This window comes from Streptomyces sp. NBC_01723 (assembly GCF_036246005.1).
In the GTDB taxonomy this organism is placed as follows: Bacteria; Actinomycetota; Actinomycetes; order Streptomycetales; family Streptomycetaceae; genus Streptomyces.
The window spans coordinates 5943129-5965586 of record NZ_CP109171.1 but is presented as its reverse complement, the minus strand read 5'-3'; the positions used below and the strand labels follow the sequence as shown (position 1 = coordinate 5965586).

17 protein-coding genes are annotated in these 22458 nt (G+C 70.9%); 4 read left to right on the top strand and 13 right to left on the bottom strand.

The features are described 5' to 3' along the window. Positions 1-40 precede the first annotated feature (40 nt). From OIE75_RS27645 to OIE75_RS27625, 5 genes are all read right to left on the bottom strand, one after another. The gene (locus OIE75_RS27645; RefSeq protein ID WP_307015473.1) at positions 41-1579 is read right to left on the bottom strand and encodes an RNA polymerase sigma factor; all 1539 of its coding nucleotides are present in this window, start codon (positions 1577-1579) and stop codon (positions 41-43) included. 429 nt (positions 1580-2008) lie between these two features. Continuing rightward, on the bottom strand, positions 2009-2896 hold the full coding sequence (gene whiH, locus OIE75_RS27640; RefSeq protein ID WP_329472415.1) for a sporulation transcriptional regulator WhiH: 888 nt from the start codon (positions 2894-2896) through the stop codon (positions 2009-2011). 161 nt (positions 2897-3057) lie between these two features. Then, positions 3058-5448, bottom strand: a complete 2391-nt coding sequence (locus tag OIE75_RS27635; protein WP_329472414.1) for an ATP-binding cassette domain-containing protein — start codon at positions 5446-5448, stop codon at positions 3058-3060. A 68-nt stretch (positions 5449-5516) separates the two neighbouring features. Beyond that, positions 5517-6275 carry an NUDIX hydrolase gene (locus tag OIE75_RS27630; RefSeq protein ID WP_329472413.1) on the bottom strand — a complete coding sequence of 253 codons (759 nt, stop codon included), beginning with the start codon at positions 6273-6275 and terminating at the stop codon, positions 5517-5519. 162 nt (positions 6276-6437) lie between these two features. Beyond that, positions 6438-7934: a DUF4192 domain-containing protein gene (locus tag OIE75_RS27625; RefSeq protein WP_329472412.1), complete on the bottom strand. Its 1497-nt coding sequence runs from the start codon at positions 7932-7934 to the stop codon at positions 6438-6440. A 153-nt stretch (positions 7935-8087) separates the two neighbouring features. On the opposite strand from OIE75_RS27625, the gene OIE75_RS27620 reads away from it, so the two are divergent. Together OIE75_RS27620 and OIE75_RS27615 are read left to right on the top strand one after the other, a co-directional pair. Beyond that, positions 8088-10253, top strand: coding sequence for a RecQ family ATP-dependent DNA helicase (locus OIE75_RS27620; protein ID WP_329472410.1), 2166 nt, complete (start codon positions 8088-8090; stop codon positions 10251-10253). Positions 10254-10502: 249 nt separating this feature from the next. Next, the gene (locus OIE75_RS27615; protein ID WP_307015467.1) at positions 10503-11117 is read left to right on the top strand and encodes a hypothetical protein; all 615 of its coding nucleotides are present in this window, start codon (positions 10503-10505) and stop codon (positions 11115-11117) included. A gap of 202 nt (positions 11118-11319) precedes the next feature. Here OIE75_RS27615 and OIE75_RS27610 read toward each other — a convergent pair whose 3' ends face one another. The 3 genes from OIE75_RS27610 to OIE75_RS27600 all read right to left on the bottom strand — a co-directional run bounded on the left by OIE75_RS27610 (position 11320) and on the right by OIE75_RS27600 (position 13460). Further along, positions 11320-11988 carry a hypothetical protein gene (locus OIE75_RS27610; protein ID WP_307015466.1) on the bottom strand — a complete coding sequence of 223 codons (669 nt, stop codon included), beginning with the start codon at positions 11986-11988 and terminating at the stop codon, positions 11320-11322. A gap of 68 nt (positions 11989-12056) precedes the next feature. After that, positions 12057-12758, bottom strand: coding sequence for a ribonuclease HII (locus OIE75_RS27605; protein ID WP_161328815.1), 702 nt, complete (start codon positions 12756-12758; stop codon positions 12057-12059). Positions 12759-12839: 81 nt separating this feature from the next. After that, positions 12840-13460 carry a TetR/AcrR family transcriptional regulator gene (locus OIE75_RS27600; protein WP_307018168.1) on the bottom strand — a complete coding sequence of 207 codons (621 nt, stop codon included), beginning with the start codon at positions 13458-13460 and terminating at the stop codon, positions 12840-12842. Between the two features lie 185 nt (positions 13461-13645). Between OIE75_RS27600 and OIE75_RS27595 the strand changes: the two genes are divergently transcribed. Then, on the top strand, positions 13646-15193 hold the full coding sequence (locus OIE75_RS27595; protein ID WP_329472406.1) for an MFS transporter: 1548 nt from the start codon (positions 13646-13648) through the stop codon (positions 15191-15193). A 236-nt stretch (positions 15194-15429) separates the two neighbouring features. Here OIE75_RS27595 and OIE75_RS27590 read toward each other — a convergent pair whose 3' ends face one another. From OIE75_RS27590 to OIE75_RS27580, 3 genes are all read right to left on the bottom strand, one after another. Then, positions 15430-16335: an ADP-ribosylglycohydrolase family protein gene (locus OIE75_RS27590; protein WP_307015464.1), complete on the bottom strand. Its 906-nt coding sequence runs from the start codon at positions 16333-16335 to the stop codon at positions 15430-15432. A 12-nt stretch (positions 16336-16347) separates the two neighbouring features. After that, positions 16348-17007 (bottom strand): histidine phosphatase family protein, encoded by a 660-nt coding sequence (locus OIE75_RS27585; protein ID WP_122618500.1) that lies wholly within the window; start codon positions 17005-17007, stop codon positions 16348-16350. Between the two features lie 107 nt (positions 17008-17114). Further along, entirely contained in the window at positions 17115-17720 is a 606-nt protein-coding gene (locus OIE75_RS27580) for a YdbC family protein (protein WP_307015462.1), read from the bottom strand. 158 nt (positions 17721-17878) lie between these two features. Here OIE75_RS27580 and OIE75_RS27575 point away from each other — a divergent pair, with 158 nt between their 5' ends. Further along, positions 17879-18412, top strand: coding sequence for a TerD family protein (locus OIE75_RS27575; protein ID WP_307015461.1), 534 nt, complete (start codon positions 17879-17881; stop codon positions 18410-18412). 72 nt (positions 18413-18484) lie between these two features. Here the strand turns inward: OIE75_RS27575 and OIE75_RS27570 are convergent, their stop codons facing one another. Then, the gene (locus tag OIE75_RS27570) at positions 18485-21388 is read right to left on the bottom strand and encodes a vitamin B12-dependent ribonucleotide reductase (protein WP_307015460.1); all 2904 of its coding nucleotides are present in this window, start codon (positions 21386-21388) and stop codon (positions 18485-18487) included. Positions 21389-21555: 167 nt separating this feature from the next. Next, positions 21556-22113: a transcriptional regulator NrdR gene (gene nrdR, locus OIE75_RS27565; protein ID WP_122618504.1), complete on the bottom strand. Its 558-nt coding sequence runs from the start codon at positions 22111-22113 to the stop codon at positions 21556-21558. Between the last annotated feature and the right edge of the window lie 345 nt (positions 22114-22458).

Genomic DNA, 22458 nt, shown 5'->3' with positions numbered 1-22458 from the left:
GCTGTGCCGGAACCGGGCCTTGTCGCTCGTACGACGAGTCCTAGTCGAGGTAGTCGCGCAGCACCTGGGAGCGCGACGGGTGACGCAGCTTCGACATGGTCTTGGACTCGATCTGGCGGATGCGCTCGCGCGTGACGCCGTACACCTTGCCGATCTCGTCGAGGGTCTTCGGCTGACCGTCGGTGAGACCGAAGCGCATGGAGACGACGCCTGCCTCGCGCTCGGACAGGGTGTCGAGAACGGAGTGCAGCTGCTCCTGCAGGAGGGTGAAGCTGACCGCGTCGGCCGGGACGACCGCCTCGGAGTCCTCGATGAGGTCACCGAACTCGCTGTCGCCGTCCTCGCCCAGGGGGGTGTGCAGCGAGATGGGCTCGCGACCGTATTTCTGGACCTCGATGACCTTCTCCGGGGTCATGTCGAGTTCCTTCGCCAGCTCCTCCGGGGTGGGCTCGCGGCCCAGGTCCTGGAGCATCTGGCGCTGCACACGGGCCAGCTTGTTGATGACCTCGACCATGTGCACCGGGATACGGATGGTGCGGGCCTGGTCGGCCATCGCGCGGGTGATCGCCTGGCGGATCCACCAGGTGGCGTACGTGGAGAACTTGTAGCCCTTGGTGTAGTCGAACTTCTCCACCGCGCGGATCAGACCGAGGTTGCCCTCCTGGATGAGGTCCAGGAAGAGCATGCCGCGGCCGGTGTAGCGCTTGGCCAGGGAGACCACCAGCCGGAGGTTGGCCTCCAGGAGGTGGTTCTTGGCGCGGCGCCCGTCCTCGGCGATGATCTCCAGCTCGCGCTTGAGCTTGGGCGCGAGCTTGTCGGAGTTCGCGAGCTTGTCCTCGGCGAACAGGCCGGCCTCGATGCGCTTGGCGAGCTCGACCTCCTGCTCGGCGTTGAGCAGGGGGACCTTGCCGATCTGCTTCAGGTAGTCCTTGACCGGGTCGGCGGTGGCACCGGCGGCGGCGACCTGCTGGGCCGGGGCGTCGTCCTCGTCGTCGTCGGACAGCACGAAGCCCGCGTTCTCGGTGCCCTCGGGCTCCTCCGTCGCGGCCTTCGGCTCCTCGATCGCCTCGTCCTCGGGAAGCTCGCCGTCTTCCTTCTTGGCGGTCGTCTTCTTGGCCGCGGTCTTCTTGGCGGTCGTCTTCTTGACCGCCGCCTTCTTGGCGGTGGTCTTCTTGGCCGCCGCCTTCTTGGCGGGCGCCTCCACCTCTTCGTCGACGGCGGGCTCGGGGGCGGGCGCCGTCGGGGTGGCGGGAGCGGCGGCCTTCCTGCCGGGCACCGCCTTCGCCGCGACCGCCTTCGTGGCGGTGCGCTTGGCGGGGCTCTTCGCTGCGACGCTCTTTCGGGTGCGCTTGGGCTCTGCGGCACTGACCATCAGCGTCACACCCTCTTCCTCGAGGATCTGGTTGAGGCTGCGCAGTACGTTCTTCCACTGAGTGGCCGGAATCTGGTCAGCTTCGAAGGCCCGACGCACGTCGTCGCCGGCGATCTGCCCCTCAGCCTTTCCCCGCTCAATGAGCGCCATGACAGAGACGGACTCGGCGATCTCCGGCGGGAGCGTACGGGATGTGCTGGCCGACACGAACAACCTCTCGGAACGTTGGAAAACGGCTTCCGGCCCCGTCCACGGTGGACTGGAGCCGACCACCGGCTTGGGGATGGGCCGACGGCGCGGGCGCCGCCGGGGGAGATGCACAGCGCCGTGAACGGCGCCCGTATTCCCTCCGCGGCTGTCACCTCTTAGGTCATCGTGTTGTTCCCAGGAGCGTTACGCCCAATCCGCGTGGCCCGAGTCACACCCCGTAAGCAATCAAAATCAGTCATACACGGATAAACAAGGTCATCAACTCACACGATTCGACCGAGCGGGGAGGCTCAGCCTCTCATCACACGGTCGGACCCCGTGGCGTCACGGAGGACTCCACGGGGTCCGACGGTGGCGGCGCTCGTCCGGTCACTGCCACAGGAGGGGTCTGGCGTGCCCGGACCGCGCCATTCCGGCGGGACGCGGTCAGTGCTCGCGCGGGGCGGGCACCACGCGTTCCACCTCGGGGTGGACGGTCAGAACCTGGCGCATGGCGGCTTCAGCCGCCGCGCCGTCGCCCGTGGCGAGGGCGTCGACGATCCTGCCGTGCTGGGCCAGCGACACGTCGTTCGGCCGGTCGCAGCCCGTGACCGGGCCGCCGGAGACGTGGAGGGCGGCGGAGACGATGCCCGAGAGGTGGTCCAGCATGCGGTTCCCGGCAATCTGGATGAGCAGTGCGTGGAACTCGGTGTCGGCACGCGAGAAGGTCAGCGCGTCACCCTGCCCCATGGCGTGGCCCATGATCCCGACCATGTCCGACAGGCGCTGCTGGATGTCCTCGCGCCCGTGCCCGGCGGCCAGGCGCGCGGCGAGCGGCTCGATCGTCCAGCGCAGCTCGCTCAGCTCGCGGCGCTGGTCGTCGCGCTGCGGCCCGAAGGCACGCCATTCGATGATGTCGGGGTCGAGCAGGTTCCAGTCGCTCACGGGACGCACACGCGTGCCCACGTTCGGGCGCGCGCTGACCAGGCCCTTGGCCTCCAGCACCCGGAGCGACTCCCGGACCACGGTGCGGGACACCTCGAAACGCTGGCCGATCTCCTCGGGCACCAGCGGGCGGTCGGCACCGAGGTCACCCGAAACGATCATCTGGCCAAGCTGCTGGACGAGTTGCCCGTGCAGCCCGCGGCCACGGTTGCCCGCGGTGCGTCGGCCCACGCGCCCCAGCTCGGGTTCCACCCCTTCCCAGGAGGGCGTCCCGACGCGGTCGACGGCGGGCGTCTCCGCGTAGGGGTAGCGGTCGAGTTCGCCCGGGTTCGCGAGGCCGGAGTCGGCGGAGCGGGCGGCGGTCATCATGGTGTGCGCAAGGGTACTCACGCATCCTTTGTCGGCGCCGTTCCCAACTCCCTTGAGGTCTTTGGTGAAAAGCACACGAAAGGGTGATCGCTCACCCCGTCGCAATTGACGCCTTATCGGAAAGAAATGGGCTTTCCCCGGGGACTTGCGCGCAGGGTCGGACCGGAAGAGCGCGACGACCGTCACCGGACCCTGCTGCGCAGGCTCGTGAGCAGGAAGGCGCAGAGCAGAGCGGTCAGCGACAACGTCATTGCGCCGCCCACCGGTTGGACGACGACGCGCAGCACCTCTGCCACATAGCGCTCCCCCCCGAACGGCCACTGCGTCAGGAGGACCTCGCGCACCCGCAATGGAAGGCCGGCAGCGGTCCGTACGTCCGGGCCCTCCCAGGCCTTCTGTACGAGCGGCACGACGACGACCGGAACGGCGACCACCGCGGCGAGTCCGGCGGTGGTGGAACGGAAGAGACCCGCGGCGAGCACACCGGACCAGGCGCACCCGACGACGAGCCCGGCCCAACCGGCGCCCAGCACGGACCAGTCTGCGGGAATTCGCGCGAGTTCTCGCCCGTAGAACAGATGGAGCACTTCGGCGTTGCAGCCGGCCGTCAGGGCGGCCAGCACGAGTGCGACGGCGGCGGACACGACCAGTTTCGCGGTCAGCAGCCCCAGCCTGCGCGGCACGGTGCCGCGGTCCGCCGCCAGGGCGGGGTGGCGGAACTCGTCACCGAAGGCGAGCGCCCCGAGCAGCCCCGCGCCGAGCGCCGCCGGCGGCAGGGGCAGTTCCCGCGGCCACGCCGCCAGGAGCCGCGCCTGGGGGGTGTGGCCGACCCGCGCGAGGACGACAGCCATGACGGCGGACACGACGAGCACGACGGCGCCGATGACGAACCCGGTGCTGATGCCGACCGCACGCCGGATCTCGTAGCGGAGCGGACGGAGCGGGCTGGGGGCGGAGCGCACGGAGATGGGTGGCGGAAGCACGGACGCCGCGCCGGGGGTGAGGGCGGCGTACGTGCGCTGGGTGTGCCGGGGGCGGTCGGTGGGGCCGGGAATCGCGGGGGCTGCTGGAGCCGCGGGAGCTTCGACGGCGATGGACTCGGCGACTTCGGGACGCCGGTCCCCGGCGGGGGACGTCCGGTCATCGCTGCTTGAGGATGCCTGGTCGCCACTGGTGACGGTGGGGTGCTCGCCCGGGGGCGGCTGTGGGGCGTCGGCACGGGGAGGGTCGGAGGCGGGCGACGAGGGAGCCGTCGGCGGCAGCGCGGTCATCGGCGGGTCGACCGCCGGTGACTCTGGCGCTTGTGGCTCGGTCGCCGGCGACTCTGGCGCATGCGGCTCGGTCGCCGGCGACTCTGGCGCATGTGGTTCGGTCGCCGGTCGATCGGTCGCCGCGGGGCCAGCCCCCGGCAGCTCGGCCGCCGCGGCTCCGGTCGCCGCAGGATCCATCGCCGAGGAATCGACCACCGCAGAATCGACCACCGACGGCTCGGGCTCCGGTGGATCGGTGGCGGCGGTCGGGCGCGGTGGGCCCGTGGGTGAAGGCCGGGTGACGGTCGGCCTGCGGGGGGCCGGTGCCCGTTCGCCGTCCGCCGCCCGGTGACGCGCCGGGGGAACGACCGCGCCGGCCCCGGCATCCGCACAGGCACCGCTGCTGTCACCGGCCCCACACGCGTCACCGGCACCGGCACCGGCACCGGGGCCCATGTCGCCCACCTCGTCAGCGAGTTGATGTACGAGGATCCCGTGCCGGAAGGCGGTTTCGCCGATGTCCGCGCATGTGCTGCCGTACACCGCGAGCCGGTTGCCGCCCTCGCGTACGACCTCGACCGAACGGCGTGCCGAACGGGCCTCTTGGGCCAGCAGAGCGCCGAGGCGCGCGGCATGCGGGCTGCGGACGGCGACGCGTGGGCGCAGCCGGGTGCGGGAGAAGTCCGCCGCCTCCTGGTCGGCGACCACCCGGCCCTGTTCCAGCGTGACGACGTGGTCGGCGGTACGCGCGGCCTCCTTGGGGTCCGCGGTGCTGAACAGGACGGTGCCGCCCTGGACGGCGTGCGCGCGCAGGGCGCCGTGCAGCCAGCGGGCCTCGCGCGCGGAGAGTGCGCCCGCCGGGTCGTCGAACACCAGGGTGTGCGGATCGGGGACCAGCGCACAGGCCAGTCCCAGGCGGCGGTCCATGCCCCGGGACAGGGTGCCGAGGCGTTCGTCGCGCAGGCTCACGAGTCCGACCGACTCCATGACTTCGTCCGCCCGCTGGACCGGGACGCCTGCCGCCGCGCACAGCATGCGGAGGTGCCCACGCACGGTGCGGGCCGGATGTCCCGGGACGTCTCCGAGCAGTACGCCGACCTCGCGCGAGGGGTGGGCGATGCGGTGCAGGGGGCGGCCTCTGAAGTAGGTGAGCCCGCGACCGTGTTGCAGTTCGAGCATCAGTCTGAGTGCTGTCGTCTTGCCGGCGCCCGGCGCTCCGAGCAGTGCGGTGACGCGGCCCGCGCGCACTTCGAAGGAGACGTCGTCGACGGCGGGCGGAAGCTCCTTGCGAGGGCTGCTGGTCAGTCCGAAGGCCTGGATCACCCGCAGCAAGATAGCGTGCCAATTCCGGTTTTTCGGGCACCGCAGGGCCTATCGGGGGCGAGGAACCCTCAGACCTCGGGACGCAGCATCGGGGGGTTGAGGAGCGTGGCGCCGCCCGCCCGGAAGAGTTGGGCGGGCCGGCCGCCCTGGCGGGTGGTCGTGCCCCCGGTGGGGACGAGGAATCCGGGCGTGCCCGTCACCTTGCGGTGGAAGTTGCGCGGGTCGAGGGCCACGCTCCACACCGCCTCGTAGACACGGCGCAGCTCGCCGACGGTGAACTCGGGCGGACAGAACGCGGTCGCCAGCGAGGAGTACTCGATCTTGGAGCGGGCCCGCTCCACCCCGTCCGCCAGGATCTGGGCGTGGTCGAAGGCAAGCGGCGCCAGAGGCTCGCCCACGCGGCCGTAGCCGCTCTGTTCCAGCAGTTCCTCGACCGGCGCCCAGCGTGCGTTGCTGGCGTCACCGCCCGCGCGCGGTGCGGGGAGGTCGGGGGCGAGCGCGAGGTGGGCGACACTGACCACGCGCATCCGGGGGTCGCGCTCGGGGTCGCCGTACGTGGCGAGCTGCTCCAGGTGGGCACCGTTGTCCTGGGTGGGCGCGGCCGGGTCGTGGACGCACAGCCCCGTCTCCTCGGCGAGCTCGCGCGCCGCCGCCTGCGCCAGATCCTCGTCCGCCCGTACGAAGCCTCCGGGCAGGGCCCAACGGCCCTGGAACGGCGGCTCCCCCCTGCGCACCGCCAGCGCGCACAGGGAGTGACGGCGCACGGTCAGCACGACCAGGTCCACAGTGACGGCGAAGGGCGGAAAGGCTGACGGGTCGTAGGGCATGCGGCGATCATAGTCGTCTGCCTGACGATAAACACTCCCTTCCCCGACCGCTTCGCACGCTGATCCACATCAGTTCGACGGGTACCTCACCGTCTCCTCCCGATGTCCGGGCGGGGCCATGTCATGCCAGGTCAGGCTCAACTTGCGACCTCCACTCCGCCATCACTCACCGCCTCCTTCGGCCGCTGTCCCCGGGGTACGCGAACACGTCCGTCCAGTCCGTCCGGCTCCAGAGCGTTCAGCCCTGGACGGGGGACGGGGGCGCCCGTTCTCCGGCCGCGGTTCGCGGTTCTGCGGCTTCGCACGGCGCCGGGTGCCGTCCGCCGAGGTGAGGGGGCGCTCGCGGCGCCGACGGCCGGACGGCGGCCGCGGAGCAGGGGAAGGCGCACCCGACCCGCGGGACCCGGTCGCGCCGGCCCGCTCGCCTTCGTCGGGGCTGCGGACTTCCGCGCCGCCACGGTCCTCGCGTTCCGCGCGCAGGCAGCGGCGGATCGACTCGGGGTCCAGGCCCTCGTTGCACGCCTGGTGCAGGAGCCGGGCGAAGAGGTAGTCGGAATCGGCGCCGAGTGCCATGGCCAGCGCCTCGCGTGCCTCCAGTTCGTCACCCGTGGACCAGGCGACCCAGCCCGCGAGGGTGAGCGGCGCGGCCGCGTGTTCCCCGTACGGCCCGACGCAGCGACGGGCGAGGGCCCGCCAGAGGCGCAGCGCGGGTCCTGCCTCGTCGCCCTCCATCCACCCGGCCGCGCGGTCGCGGGTCGTGCGGTCCTGGAGGCCAAGGATCAGGGCCGCCGCCTCGTCGTGCCCGAGCAGGTGGTCGTCGCGCAGATCCTCGGCCGGCATGCCGGACACCGGCGGGGCACCGGCGAACCGTCGCATGACCCGCTCCGCCGTCTCCAGCGTCTCCCGGGCCACCTCCGAGCGGCCGTCGGGGTCGAGGATCCGCGCGACCAGAGTCGTGGCGGCGGCGTCCAGGGCGGCGGTCTGCTCGTCCGCCATCGCGTTCTCCCCCGGCAGCAGCCTGGCGCGCAGGTCGCTCAGCGAGCCGCGCACCTGAATACCGGCGTAGGCGGCCGCCGCGGCCAGCACCGAGGTCCCCGGCAGCCCCATGGGCAGGCCCTCGGCCGGGCAGCATGCCTCGTCGTCGCAGCAGTACGACCAGAAGCGTCCGGCCGAGATGCACAGCGCCTCGACCACGGGCACGTCGAGCGCGCCGCACTCGACGCGCAGGCGCTGGGCGAGTGGTCGCAGTCGCTCCATCACGTCTCGGCCGGTCTCGCCCCGTGCCGGCTCCTGGCAGAGGTAGGCGACCATCTGCTCGGGACGGACGCCTCGGCGCTCGCTGCCGGTGACCAGGCCGTGGACCAACTGTCCGGCCGCACACGCCCAGTCGTCCGGACTCGCCGGGATACCGAGCCGCGCCCGTCCGCCGAAGCGCCCGCGCCCCTCCCTGTCACGCAGGGCGGCCAGGACGATGCTGTCCTCCGGGCGGTAGCCGAGGAGATAGGGCAGGGCGTCGGCCAGTTCGGCGGGCGTGCGCAGAGTGACCTGGTGCTCGTCACCGGGACCCTCGTACGAGGTCAGGGCCTTTCGGCTCGGCTGCTCGGGGCGCGGGATGTCACCGCTGTCGGAGGGTCCGGTCGTTTCGCTGTGGTTCGTCATGACCCGACGATCTCGCGGATCGAGATGTTCCGCTTTGCCCTGTGGATAACTTCAATCAGGGACACGTCATCCTCGGACGTCGAGCCGGCTTCGGCACCGTCCTCCCGTCCACAGCTCGCCCGCTTGTCGGTCCCGTCCTGTTGTATGGAACGCATGGAGCACACGAACAACGCGGATCTGCGGACAGCGGCCGACGCGGTCCTCGCCCGTCTCGTCGGGGACACCTCCTGCGGCGCCCGGCTGCGGGAGGACCAGTGGCGGGCGATCGAGGCGCTGGTCGCCGAGCGACGCCGGGCCCTGGTGGTCCAGCGCACGGGGTGGGGCAAGTCCGCGGTGTACTTCGTGGCGACCGCTCTGCTCCGTGACCGGGGCGCCGGGCCCACGGTGATCGTCTCCCCACTGCTCGCGCTGATGCGCAACCAGGTCGAGGCCGCGGCCCGGGCCGGCATCCGCGCCCGGACCATCAACTCCTCCAACACCGAGGAGTGGGACACCGTCCAGGACGAGATCGCGGCGGGCGAGGTCGACGTGCTGCTGGTGAGTCCCGAGCGGCTCAACAACCCGGACTTCCGCGACCAGGTACTGCCCAAGCTCTCCGCCGCGACCGGACTGCTCGTGGTGGACGAGGCCCACTGCATCTCCGACTGGGGCCACGACTTCCGCCCCGACTACCGGCGGCTGCGCACCATGCTCACCGACCTCCCGCCCGGTGTCCCCGTCCTGGCGACCACGGCCACGGCCAACGCGCGGGTGACCGCCGACGTGGCGGAGCAGCTCGGCACGGGTGGCACGTCCGACGCCCTGGTGCTGCGCGGTCCGCTGGACCGGGAGAGCCTCAGTCTGGGGGTGCTGCGGCTGTCCGACGCCGCGCACCGGATGGCCTGGCTCGCCGACCACCTCGACCGGCTCCCGGGTTCCGGCATCATCTACACGCTCACCGTGGCCGCCGCCGAGGAGGTCACCGCCTTCCTGCGGCAGCGCGGCCACACCGTCGCCTCCTACACCGGCAAGACCGAGAACGCGGACCGGCAACAGGCCGAGGACGACCTGCTCGCCAACCGGGTCAAGGCGCTGGTGGCCACCTCGGCGCTCGGCATGGGCTTCGACAAGCCCGACCTGGGTTTCGTGGTGCACCTGGGTTCGCCGTCCTCCCCCATCGCGTACTACCAGCAGGTCGGTCGCGCGGGGCGCGGTGTCGAGCACGCCGAGGTGCTCCTGCTGCCCGGGAAGGAGGACGAGGCGATCTGGCAGTACTTCGCCTCGCTGGCCTTCCCGTCGGAGGATCTGGTGCGCCGCACGCTCGACGTCCTCGCGCGCGCGGAGCGTCCGCTGTCGCTGCCCGCGTTGGAGCCGCTGGTGGAACTGCGCCGTTCCCGCCTGGAGACCATGCTGAAGGTCCTCGACGTGGACGGAGCGGTCAAGCGGGTCAAGGGGGGCTGGATCGCGACCGGACAGCCCTGGACGTACGACGCGGAGCGCTACGACTGGGTCGCGCGCCAGCGCAAGGCCGAGCAGCAGTCGATGCGCGACTACGCCGCGACGACCGAGTGCCGGATGGAGTTCCTGCAACGACAGTTGGACGACGAGGGCGCGAAGCCCTGCGGCCAGTGCGACAACTGCGCGGGCCCGCGTTTCACCGCCGACACCTCCTCCGACTCCCTCGACGCCGCGCGGGTCGACCTGGGGCGGGCCGGCGTCGAGGTGGAGCCGCGCCGTATGTGGCCGACGGGGCTTCCGGCGATCGGCGTCGATCTGAAGGGCCGGATTCCGGCGGCGGAGCAGGCGGCGCCGGGCAGGGCACTGGGCCGGCTGTCCGACATCGGCTGGGGCAACCGGCTGCGGCCGATGCTCGCGGCCCAGGCGCCGGACGGCCCGGTGCCGGACGATGTCGCCCAGGCCGTCGTGACGGTGCTGGCCGACTGGGCGAAGGGGCCCGGCGGCTGGGCCTCGGGCGCGGCCGACGCCCAGCCACGGCCCGGCGGCGTGGTGACCGTCTCCTCACGCACGCGGCCTCAGCTGATCCACTCCCTCGGTACCCGCATCGCCGAGATCGGCAGGCTGCCGCTGCTCGGTTCGGTCGAGTACACGGGGGAGGCGCCCGGCGGCTCCCGCAGCAACAGCGCGCAGCGGCTCAAGGCGCTGGACGGTGCGCTGACGGTGCCGCCCGCCCTCGCCACGACCCTCAGCGGGCTGGACGGCCCGGTTCTCCTCGTGGACGACTGCACCGAGACCGGCTGGACCCTCGCGGTGGCCGCCCGGCTGCTCCGCCGCGCCGGCGCCCAAGGGGTGCTGCCGCTCGTCCTGGCGGTGCAGGGGTGATCGCGCGCGCCGCGCGCCTGCCGCGTCCCAGGCGTCACCCCGCGGCACTCCGGGTAGGGATATAGGACGCGCATCAGCAGATAACGGTCGTCGGTCCCAATTGCTCGTTGCCGCATCCAAGTTCGACAGGAAGAATTGAAGTCCGCTCCCCGCACGGCCCGGCCGTGATCCGGCAGGGCTTCACTGCGGTGCGCGCTCCCCGAATCCGACCCCTGCCCGCAGTGTGGGCGCGTAGCCGAAGGGAGGAACGTGACCTTCGGATTCGCTCCGTCCTCCGCCGCCTCGTTTTCCTCGTCCGCCGCTTCCGCCACTCGCCTGCTCGAACCGGCGGAGTGGGCCGCCGCCGGAATTCCGCTGCTGCGCAATCCGCGGGAGGTCGTCAGCGGCCTCCACTCGCGGCACCGCCCCAGGCCGGCGACCGCGATCGTGGCCGTACTCGATCCGGACGAACGGCTGCGCGCCAGTGCCTCGTTCACCAGTCGCCGGTCACCGGCGGACGGCTGGATGTTCCGCAACGCGCTGCTCTCGCAGTTGCGCCGCGTCATCCCGCACGATCTGCGGCGCCGCGCACCGGTGCGCACCGCCGTGCTGCTCTACTGCCGTGACGGCGACGCGCGTTGGACGGAGGAGGACGGTGCGTGGATGTGGGGGCTGCGGGACGCCTGTACATTGCACGGGCTGCGCTGCGGCGCGTACATCACGCTGACCCGGGACGGGTGGCAGGTCCTCGGCGAGGGCCGCGGCGGGCGCCGGCCCAACGCCGCGTCGGCGCCGGAGCCCTTCGCCACGTCGGAGACGCCTCCCCCGCCACCTCGCACAGGCGGTGTCGCCTCGGAGGTTCTGCGCCGCGCGGCGGCTCGCTGAGCGCCACGGACACACCACGGCGCTTCGGCGGGCGCGGGGGTCCCACCGCGGTGTTACCGCCGCGGTGCGCCGAGCAGGCACACCACGGCGGTCCGCACCGATGCAACCCTGGTCGGCCCAGGGGCGGAAGCACAGGCGCACGCCGCAGCGACCACCGTGCCAGTACCCCTGACCCACGTCCGCCGCACGCGGCGGAAACGGCTCAGACGCCCGCGCCCAGCACCGAGTTGATCCGCTGCGGGTCCCCGCAGACGATCATCAGGGCACCGGCCCGGGAGTGGGCCACGCCGAGGGCACGGGCGGCAGCCGCTTCGGGGCCGCCGTTGACCGCGACCACGACCACGGCCCGCGAGGCCGCACGCTCCGCGACGGCGGCGTCCGCGTAGAAGACGTCGTCGCCCGCGTCGTGCTGCGCCCAGTAGGCGGCGTCGCCGAAGGACAGTTCGTGGGCGGCCCACGGGTGCGGTTCGCCGGTGGTGAGCACCAGCACGTCACCGGGGGTACGACCCGAGTCCAGCAGCAGGTCCACGGCCTCTTCGGCGGCGTCGAGCGCGCCGTCGGGGGTGGCCGGGATCAGCTGGATCTGCGGGGCCGCGACGGTGGCCGCGTTCGCCGCCGGAGCGGCTTGGGCGGCCGGAGCGGCCGGGGCTGCCGGACCCGGGGGTCCGGGCTTGGTGGTGGTCGTGTCGCGTGGCGCGCGTTGCGCCGGCGCGGTCGGCCGCACCGGGCCGGGACGACCGGGGCGCGGCGGGGCCGCGGGACGGGGGCCGGGTACGGGGCGAGGGGTCGACGCGGTGCGGCCGCTGGCCGGAGTGGCGCGGGGACCCTGGGCCTTCTCGTGAATCTGAGGCTCCTCGGGAATGAGAGGCATGAGCTGATATTTATCAAACGTTGGTGCGGCTCGCGTCGGCGGGTGGCACATGCCTGCGAGCGGAACCGTCAGAAATCGAATCCGAGCTGACCCTCGATTTCCGGAACGCTTCCCTCCACCCAACTGCGGACCTTCTTGAGATGCCGCCACTGGGGCAGCGCATCAAGATACGCCCACGACAACCGGTGGTACGGGGTGGGCCCCCGCTCCTCCAGCGCGGCCCGGTGCACGGGTGACGGATACCCGGCGTTGTCCGCGAAGGCGAAGTCTGCATGGTCGATGCCCAGTTCGGCCATCATTTTGTCGCGCTGGACCTTGGCCAGGACCGAAGCCGCGGCAACGGCCACACAGGACTGGTCACCCTTGATCACCGTACGGACCCGCCAAGGCGCCCCGAGATAGTCGTGCTTGCCGTCGAGGATGACGGCGTCGGGGCGGACCGGCAGGGTCTCCAGGGCGCGTACCGCCGCCAGTCGCAGCGCGGCGGTCATCCCCATGGCGTCGATCTCCTCGGGAGAGGCGTGCCCCAGGGCGTAGGAGGTGACCCAGGTCCGCAACTCGACGGCGAGTTCGGTGCGTCGCTTGATGGTGAGCAGCTTGGAGTCGGTGAGACCGGCCGGGGGCCGGCGCAGTCCGGTGATCGCGGCGCAGACGGTCACGGGACCGGCCCACGCACCGCGCCCCACCTCGTCGACACCGGCAATGATCTTCGCTCCGGTCGTGGCGCGAAGGGAGCGCTCGACGGTGTGAGTGGGTGGTTCGTACGGCATGGCGCACCTAGCGTACGCCGCTGGGAACCACCGGCGACACCCCGGTTCCCCAAACGGGCCCGGGGCCCTCCACGGCGAGGATCAGGCGCCGTCGGGCCGCAGCAGCGGGACCATCAACTGGTCGATCATTTCCTCCAGCTCCAGGTCCGGCCATTCACTTGCACAAATCTTGGATCGGTACATCATCATCGCCGGGATGGCGTCGAAGACGTATCCGTTGGCCGCGTCGCGCCTGACCTCTCCCCGCTCTATTCCACGGTTGATTACCTCGCGGAGCATCTCGAGCGTTGGCTCGACCACGCCCTTGAAGATCACCGTGTGGAAGCGCTCGGCCTGTGCGCTGTCGCATTCGTGAATGACCGAGCGAAGGGCGAACCCCGGCCGGGAGTACATCGCGTCGCGCGCCCTGCGACACAGCGCCAGCAGGTCCTCGCGCACGCTTCCGAGGTCGGGCACCGTGTCGAAGCGCGGCAGCCCGGACCGCAGCGCGTCGGCGACGAGGTCCTCCTTGGACGGCCAGCGCCGGTAGACCGCCGCCTTGCCGGTCTGGGCGCCGGCGGCGACACCCTCCATCGTGAGGCCATTCCAGCCGACGGTGCCGAGTTGCTCCAGCGCGGCGTCGAGGATCGCGCGTTCGAGGACGGCTCCACGCCGCCGCGAGGACGTCTGGGCAGAGGCGGCCGCCCAGTTCGAAGCAACCATGTCGCGGGTCTCCAGTAAGCGAGTGCAGCGGTTTTCGGGGGCGGGGGAAGCGCCGCGCGGCCACAAGGGGGACGGGACACACGACGACGCCACAAGTGAACGGTTGCGTTCACTGTCCGCGAGTCACTAACGTTGGCGCAACAGTGAACGCGGGCGTTCACTAAGTGATTCGTGGGGGACACACAGTGACAACCTCATCTCTGATCCGTGACCAGAAGCCGGGAGCGGCCCGCCGGGAGGGGCATCCCGGCATCGCGCTCACCGTCATCGCGGCCTGCCAGCTCATGGTGGTACTCGACGCGACGATTGTGAACATCGCACTCCCGCACATTCAAGACGCGCTCAAGTTCAGCACAACCGACCTCACCTGGGTCGTCAGCGCCTACACGCTCACCTTCGGCGGCCTGCTCCTGCTCGGTGGCCGAGCCGGTGACATCCTCGGCAGGCGCCGGGTCTTCATGACCGGCATCCTGCTGTTCACCTTCGCCTCGCTGCTCGGCGGCTTCGCCCAGGAACCCTGGCAACTGCTGGCGGCGCGCGTCCTGCAAGGTGTGGGAGGCGCTATCGCCTCGCCCACGTCGCTCGCCCTCATAACCACCACGTTCCCCGAGGGCCCGGAACGCAACCGGGCCTTCGGTGTCTTCGCGGCCGTGTCCGCGGGTGGTGGCGCCATCGGTCTGCTGGCCGGCGGCATGCTGACCGAGTGGCTGGACTGGCGTTGGGTGCTCTTCGTCAACGTGCCGATCGGCGTGCTGATCGCGGTGCTCACCCCGATGTACATCAGTGAGTCCGAGCGGCACTCCGGCCGCTTCGACATCACCGGGGCGGTGACCTCGACGGCGGGTATGGCCTCCCTCGTCTACGGCTTCATCCGCGCCGCGGACGACGGCTGGCGGGACAGCCTGACCATCGGTTCCTTCGTGGCGGCCGTGGTGCTGCTGCTGTCCTTCGCGTTCATCGAGTCGCGGGCCAAGGAGCCGATCACCCCGCTGCGGATGTTCGCCGACCGCAACCGCTCGGGCACGTACGTGATCATGCTCAGCCTGGCCGCGGCGATGTTCGGCATGTTCTTCTACATCGTGCTGTTCGTCCAGAACGTGCTGGGCTACACCCCCATCGAGGCGGGGCTGGCCTTCCTGCCGGTCACGGTGGTGATCGCGCTCGGCGCGGGCATCTCGCAGCGGTTCCTGCCGGTCCTCGGACCCAAGCCGTTCATGATCGTGGGCTCGACGCTCGCCGCGGTGGGACTCGGCTGGCAGGCCCTCATCAGCTCCGACAGCTCCTATGTCGGCGGCGTGCTGGGGCCGATGCTGATCTTCGGCTTCGGCATGGGCCTGAACTTCGTGACGCTGACGCTGACCGCGGTCTCCGGGGTCGCCCAGCACGAAGCGGGCGCCGCCTCCGGTCTGCTCAACGCCATGCAGCAGGTGGGCGGATCGATCGGCCTGGCCATCCTGACCACGGTCTTCGGCACGGCCAGCAGGGACGAGGCCGAGAAGCAGGTGCCGGACTTCCTCGCCAACGGCTCGCCGGAGCAGAAGGCCGAGTTCGCCCAGACGCAGCAGCTGCCGGCGCCGTGGGGGCACGACGTCCTGGCGCAGGGCATATCGGCGGCCTTCATCCCGGCCGCCGCGATGGCCGTACTCGCCCTGGCCACGGCATGGCTGGTGATCCGGGTCCGCAAGAGCGACCTGGAGGCCCTGTCCGGCTCGGCGGGTCCGGGGGTCGGCTGACCGCATGGTCGCGCGGGGGCGGGCATCGGGCGGCGTCAGGGCCGCCTCCCGGCGTCCGCCCCGTCGTCGGCGTCCGGCGGTCGGCAGCGCGAGCACGTCCATGTCCCACCCCCTCGTGAATCTCCCGGCCCCGTCCGGGGGCCGGACCGCGCACAGCGGATGTCCCGACAACGCGCGACCCGTCACGGAGAGTTCCCCTCGCACACGGAGAGTTCCCTCCGTGTGCGAGGAGTCGACTAGGACCGGGCCGCCATCCACTCGGGCAGCTCCTCGACCCGCCCCGCCCACTCGGCCGGGGGCGTGCCCGCCTCGCCGGCCGCGATCACTCCGCCCACGATCGCGCAGGTCGTGTCCACGTCCCCGCCGACCTGGGCGGTCGTCCAGAAGGCCGTTTCGTAGTCCCCGAGGGCGCGGGCGGCGGACCAGAGGGCGAAGGGCACCGTGTCGTGCGCGGTCGTACGCCTGCCGCAGCCGAGGACAGCCGCGACCGTGGCCGCGTCACCGTAGTCCAGCATGTCCCGGGCGCGCCGGAGTCCGGCGCCCACCGCGCTCTTCGGCACCAGGGCGATCACCCCGTCGAGGAGCGCGTGCGCCTTGGGCGGTCCGGCCGGGTCCGCGGCCAGTGCGGCGGCCGCGGCGACCGCCATGGCGCCGACCACGGCTTCGCGGTGCTGATGCGTGGGGTAGGAGGAGATCTCGGCCTGGTGGGTCGCCTGTTCCGGATCGTCCGCGTACCAGGCGCCCAGCGGGGCGATGCGCATCGCGGCGCCGTTGCCCCAGGAGCCCTGGCCGTTGAACAGGGCGGCGGCCAGCTCGCGCCAGTCGCCGCCCTCGCGGACCAGCCGCAGCAGTCGGTTGACCGCGGGGCCGTAGCCGCGGTCGAAGTCGTGGTGCTGGGCGAAGGAGAGGGCCAGTGCGTCCTGGTCGACGCGCTGGTGGGTGGCGAGGACGGAGACCACGGAGCAGGCCATCTCCGTGTCGTCCGTCCACTGCCAGATGCCGGGCGGCAGCTCGCGGCGCTTCAGCAGCGGATAGTTCGCGGGCACGAAGAACTGGGAGCCCAGCGCGTCGCCCACCGACAGTCCGCGCAGGCTGGACAGGGCCCGGTCCAGGCGCCCGTCAGGAGATGAATGAGCGGTCATCGCCCTGCCACTCTATCCGGTGATCCCGTACGGTTCCGGATCTCGCCAGCGTTCGAAGGGCCGGTCAAGGGTGTACTTGCCGTCCTCACCGAGAACGAGCATCCGCATCTCGGCGTTCCCGGGGTTCGACAGGGACTCGAACTCCGCGACCGTCCAGTGGAACCACCGCATGCAGAACAGCCGCATGGCCAGTCCGTGGGTCACCAGCAGCACGTTCGGCGGATGGTCGGGGTCCTCGAAGCTGCGGAAGAGGCTCTCCAGGAAGCCGCCGACCCGGTCGTACACGTCGGCGCCGGACTCCCCCTGGGCGAAGCGGTAGAAGAAGTGGCCGTAGGCGTCGCGGTAGGCCTTCTGCAGGCGTACGTCGTCGCGGTCCTGCCAGTTGCCCCAGTCCTGCTCGCGCAGTCTGGGCTCCTCCCGTATCCGTATCAGCTCCGGGTCCAGGTGGAAGGCGCGGAGCGTCTCGTGGGTCCGGCGGTACGGGGAGACGTACACGCTGACCCGCTCGCGGCCGAAGACGTCGCGCAGCTCCTTGCCGGTCTCCTCCGCCTGCACCCGGCCCCGGTCGGTGAGGGCCAGCGCGTGGTCGGGTTCGCGCTCGTACACGGTGTCATCGACGTTTCCGGTCGATTCGCCGTGCCGGACAAGAACGATGCGCCGTGGTCGTGCCATGCCAGCACCCTAGATCGAGTCGGCCGGAACCAAGCACTCGTACGGGCGCCGTACGGCGTACGTCACACAGTTTCCACACCCCGGCGGCGGGACGGCGGGTCCGGATCTCAAATCGTCCAGGTGGGTTCCATCTGGACGACGTCCCCGGTCAGCGCCGCGATGTCGGCCTCCGTCTGAGCGCGCAGGGCGAGGCGTTCGACGCGCTCGGTGCGGTACTTGCCGTGCTCGGCCGCCGACCGCCACATCGACAGCACGAGGTACTCGTGCCCCGGGGCCTCGCCGAACAGGCCGCGGACCATGCCGGGCGAGCCGGCCATCGCGGGGTTCCAGACCTTCTCCTGCATGAGGACGTAGTGCTCGGCCCGCTCCTCGTGGACCCGGCAGAGCGCCACCCGCAGCAGGTCGGCGTCGGTGAAGCGCGGTTCGAAGCCCGTCTTCACGTCGAAGCGGTAGTCGAAGAGCCTGACGCGGGCGTCCTTGAAGGTGCCCACCTGGGCGGAGGCCAGCCGGTCGTGGGAACGGGCCATGAAGGAGTCGTAGAAGGCACGGCTCTCCCAGAACGCGAAGACGTGCGCCACGTCCGGATGCCGTCGGCTCCAGCCACCCCCCTGTCCCCGAAATCCCGGCTCCCCCGGAAGCCCCGCCCACTTCCGCTGCCCCCGCTCGAAACCGCGGCGGTCCACCACGGTGCAGCGAATCCACTTGACCAGCACCGCGCCATGGTAAGGCCAGAGAACGTGGCACCGGTCACGCTTCCGGCGGACCGCTCGTCCCACGTGCGTCGCTGTGCGTGGCAGGATGGACAACCGGCCGTCACCGCTCGGCAGTTCAGGTCGCCGGGCAGGGCGGGGGACCTGGGAAGGGGAAGTCTGTGAACGGCCTCAGCAAGGGGACCGGCAAGGTCGAGATCGCGCTGCGGTGGGACCCGAGTCCGGCGGGAGAGCCACCCGCCGACCTGGACCTCGTCGCCGGGACGTATGCGGCGGACGATCCGTACGGCGAGCCCTCGTACATCGTGCACTTCGACAGCCGCTCCCCCGACGGCACCATCTATCTCAACCGGGACAGCAAGGACGGCAAGGGCTTCGGCTTCGACGAGGTCATGATGATCGAACTGGAGCGGCTCGACGCCCGGTACGCGCGCGTGGTGGTGGGTGTCGCCATACAGCAGCGCGCCGAGGACCGGACCTTCGCCGACGTGACCAACCCGGGTCTGCGCATCCGGGAGGGCTACACGGACCTGGCCGCGGACGACTTCACCGGCGTCCTCGGCGCCACCGCGGCGACGGTCGCGGAGTTCGTCCGGGACGAGACCGGAGCGTGGGAGTTCCGGGCCGGGGTGCACGGCTTCGAGGAGGATCCGGCGACGTTCACCCGCGCCATGGGTGCGGCGCGCCGTTCCTGACCCCACAGGCGCGAGTAAGGGGCGTCCGCCATGGCGGACGCCCCTTACTCAACGGTGATCAGGCTTCAGTGATCAGCTGCAACCGCTGGTCGAGCCGCAGCCCTCGCAGATGTAGCAGGAACCGGCCCGCTGCATCTTCGTGCCGCAGGAGAAGCAGAGCGGGGCGTCCGCCTGGATGCCCAGCTGCATCTCCACCAGCTCGGCGCTGGTGTGTGCCTGCTGCGGGACGGGCTTGACCGCCTCGACCTCGGTCTTCGGCGTGGCGACGGCCTTCAGCTCCTGGGCGCGCGGCGCGGACTGCGCCAGGCCCTCGACGTCGACCTCGTCGTCCGAGGGCTCGTACGAACCCGTCTCCAGGTGGCGCTGACGCTCCTCGGCGGAGTGGATGCCGAGCGCGGAGCGCGTCTCGAAGGGCAGGAAGTCCAGCGCCAGGCGGCGGAAGATGTAGTCGACGATCGACTGCGCCATCCGCACGTCCGGGTCGTCCGTCATGCCGGCCGGCTCGAAGCGCATGTTGGTGAACTTCGAGACGTACGTCTCCAGCGGCACTCCGTACTGCAGGCCGACCGACACCGCGATGGAGAAGGCGTCCATCATGCCCGCGAGGGTCGAGCCCTGCTTGGACATCTTCAGGAAGACCTCGCCGAGGCCGTCGTCCGGGTAGGAGTTGGCCGTCATGTAGCCCTCGGCGCCGCCGACCGTGAAGGAGGTGGTGATGCCGGGACGCCCCTTCGGCAGACGCTTGCGGACCGGGCGGTACTCGATGACCTTCTCGACGGTCGCGCGGATGGCCGCCTCGGTCGTCTCCGTGACGGCGTCGGCCTCGGTCTTCTCCTTCTCCTTGGTCTTGGCGGAGAGGGGCTGACCGACCTTGCAGTTGTCGCGGTAGATGGCGAGCGCCTTGACGCCCATCTTCCAGGCCTCGAAGTAGACCTCCTCGACGTCCTCGACGGTCGCCGACTCCGGCAGGTTCACCGTCTTGGAGAGCGCGCCGGAGATCCACGGCTGGATGGCGGCCATCATGCGGACGTGGCCCATCGCGGAGATGGAGCGCTCGCCCATGGCGCAGTCGAACACCTCGTAGTGCTCGTGCGCGAGACCGGGGGCGTCGATCACGTTGCCGTTGTCGGCGATGTGGGCGACGATCGCCTCGATCTGCTCCTCCTGGTAGCCCAGGCGGCGCAGGGCCTGCGGGACGGTGCCGTTGACGATCTGCATCGAGCCGCCGCCGACCAGCTTCTTGAACTTGACCAGCGCGAGGTCGGGCTCCAGACCGGTGGTGTCGCAGGACATCGCCAGGCCGATGGTGCCGGTCGGGGCGATGACGGACGCCTGGGAGTTACGGAAGCCGTTCTTCTCGCCGAGGCGCAGCACGTCCTGCCAGGCCTCGGTGGCGGCGGCCCAGACCGGCGTGTCCAGGTCGTCCATGCGGACGGCCTTGGCGTTCTCGTCGGAGTGCTGCTTCATGACCCGCAGGTGCGGGGCGGCGTTGCGGGCGTAGCCGTCGTACGGGCCGACGACCGCGGCCAGCTCGGCGGAGCGCCGGTACGACGTGCCGGTCATCAGGGAGGTGATGGCGCCGGCCAGGGCCCGGCCGCCGTCGGAGTCGTACGCGTGGCCGGTCGCCATCAGCAGGGCGCCGAGGTTGGCGTAGCCGATGCCGAGCTGGCGGAAGGCGCGGGTGTTCTCGCCGATCTTCTGGGTCGGGAAGTCCGCGAAGCAGATGGAGATGTCCATCGCGGTGATGACCAGCTCGACGACCTTCGCGAAGCGCTCGGCGTCGAAGGACTGGTTGCCCTTGCCGTCGTCCTTGAGGAACTTCATCAGGTTCAGCGAGGCGAGGTTGCAGGACGTGTTGTCCAGGTGCATGTACTCGCTGCACGGGTTCGAGCCGTTGATGCGGCCGGACTCCGGGCAGGTGTGCCAGGCGTTGATGGTGTCGTCGTACTGGATGCCGGGGTCGGCACACGCCCAGGCCGCCTCGGCCATCTTGCGGAAGAGCGACTTGGCGTCGACCTCCTCGATGACCTCGCCGGTCATCCGGGACGTCAGGCCGAACTTGGCGCCGTCCTGGACGGCCTTCATGAACGTGTCGTTCACGCGGACCGAGTTGTTGGCGTTCTGGTACTGGACGGACGTGATGTCGTCGCCGCCCAGGTCCATGTCGAAGCCCGCGTCGCGCAGGGCGCGGATCTTCTCCTCTTCCTTCACCTTGGTCTGGATGAAGTCCTCGATGTCGGGGTGGTCGACGTCGAGGATGACCATCTTGGCGGCGCGGCGGGTGGCACCGCCGGACTTGATGGTGCCGGCGGAGGCGTCGGCGCCGCGCATGAAGGAGACCGGCCCGGAGGCGTTGCCGCCGGAGGAGAGCAGCTCCTTGGAGGAGCGGATCCGGGAGAGGTTCAGGCCGGCGCCCGAGCCGCCCTTGAAGATCATGCCCTCTTCCTTGTACCAGTCGAGGATCGACTCCATGGAGTCGTCGACGGACAGGATGAAGCAGGCGGAGACCTGCTGCGGCTGGGGCGTGCCCACGTTGAACCAGACGGGGCTGTTGAAGCTGAAGATCTGGTGCAGGAGGGCGTAGGCCAGCTCGTGCTCGAAGATCTCGGCGTCGGCGGGCGAGGCGAAGTACTTGTTGTCCTCGCCGGCCTTCCGGTACGTCTTCACGATGCGGTCGATGAGCTGCTTCAGGCTCACCTCACGCTGCGGGGTGCCCACGGCACCGCGGAAGTACTTGCTGGTGACGATGTTGACCGCGTTCACCGACCAGAACTCGGGGAACTCGACGCCACGCTGCTCGAAGTTGACCGAGCCGTCGCGCCAGTTGGTCATGACGACGTCACGACGCTCCCAGGCCACTTCGTCGTAGGGGTGGACTCCGGGAGTGGTGTGGACGCGCTCGACGCGGAGTCCCTTGCCCGCCTTGGTGCCCTTGGCGCGGGTGCTCCGTGCCGGACCGCTCGCCGTCTCTGTCATGCCGCCTCCCTGTACGGGCGAAAACGCCCTGAAGTGCCGCGTTTGTTCCCGTGGCACGGTGTTTCTGTCTGGTGCCGAGGACATCTCTCACTGCGTCCCCGGCAGGTCTTTGTGGCGCGCCGCCGCCCGGCCGGGCCCCGGCGCCGAAACCGGGTCCGGCCCGCCGGTCAGTCGGCGGCACCGGCGGGCTCGGGGACCTGTGCCGCCCCCGTGGACCCGCGGTCCTTCTCGTTCTCCCGGCTCCCCTCGACGGCCCCGTCGCCGTCGTCGCCGGGATGCCCCGTCGCCTCCCTGAGCTCCGCGATCGCGGCCTCGAAGTCGTCGAGCGAGTTGAACGCCCGGTAGACGGAGGCGAATCGCAGATAGGCGACGAGGTCGAGTTCCTGCAACGGGCCGAGTATGGCCAGCCCCACGTCGTGGGTGGTCAGCTCGGCGCTTCCGGTGGCCCGCACCGCCTCCTCGACCCGCTGGCCGAGCTGGGCGAGCGCGTCCTCGGTGACGGGCCGGCCCTGACAGGCCTTGCGCACACCGTTGATGATCTTGGTGCGGCTGAACGGTTCGGTGACCCCGGACCGCTTCACCACCATGAGCGAGCACGTCTCCACGGTCGTGAACCGACGGGAGCAGTCAGGGCACTGGCGGCGCCTGCGGATCGACGTGCCGTCGTCGGTCGTACGGCTGTCGACGACACGGCTGTCGGGGTGCCTGCAGAAGGGACAGTGCATGGCTTCCGAACCCTCCTCACAGCAGACTCCATAGCCCCGAAAGGCCCTTCAGCCCCCTCGAAGCAGCCCCCAGCATAGGCGATCTCGGCGGCCTCGAAGACCCGGGGGACCACAACTTATGGGCTGCTGCTGCAATCCAACCACTAGATGTGGGGATTGGCGCATACGGACACGCCCCGCACACATGCCGTCTCCGTACGCACAGGCCCGCCCGGCGCCCCGCACACCCGGACGGGCGTATCGCCGGAAGGCATGCGGAGATAGCGTGGGCACGGCGCGGAGGGGACGTGGGACTACCGCAACAGATGCGGGCCCCACCCCGTCGAACGGGCTGCCGGGTGGCAG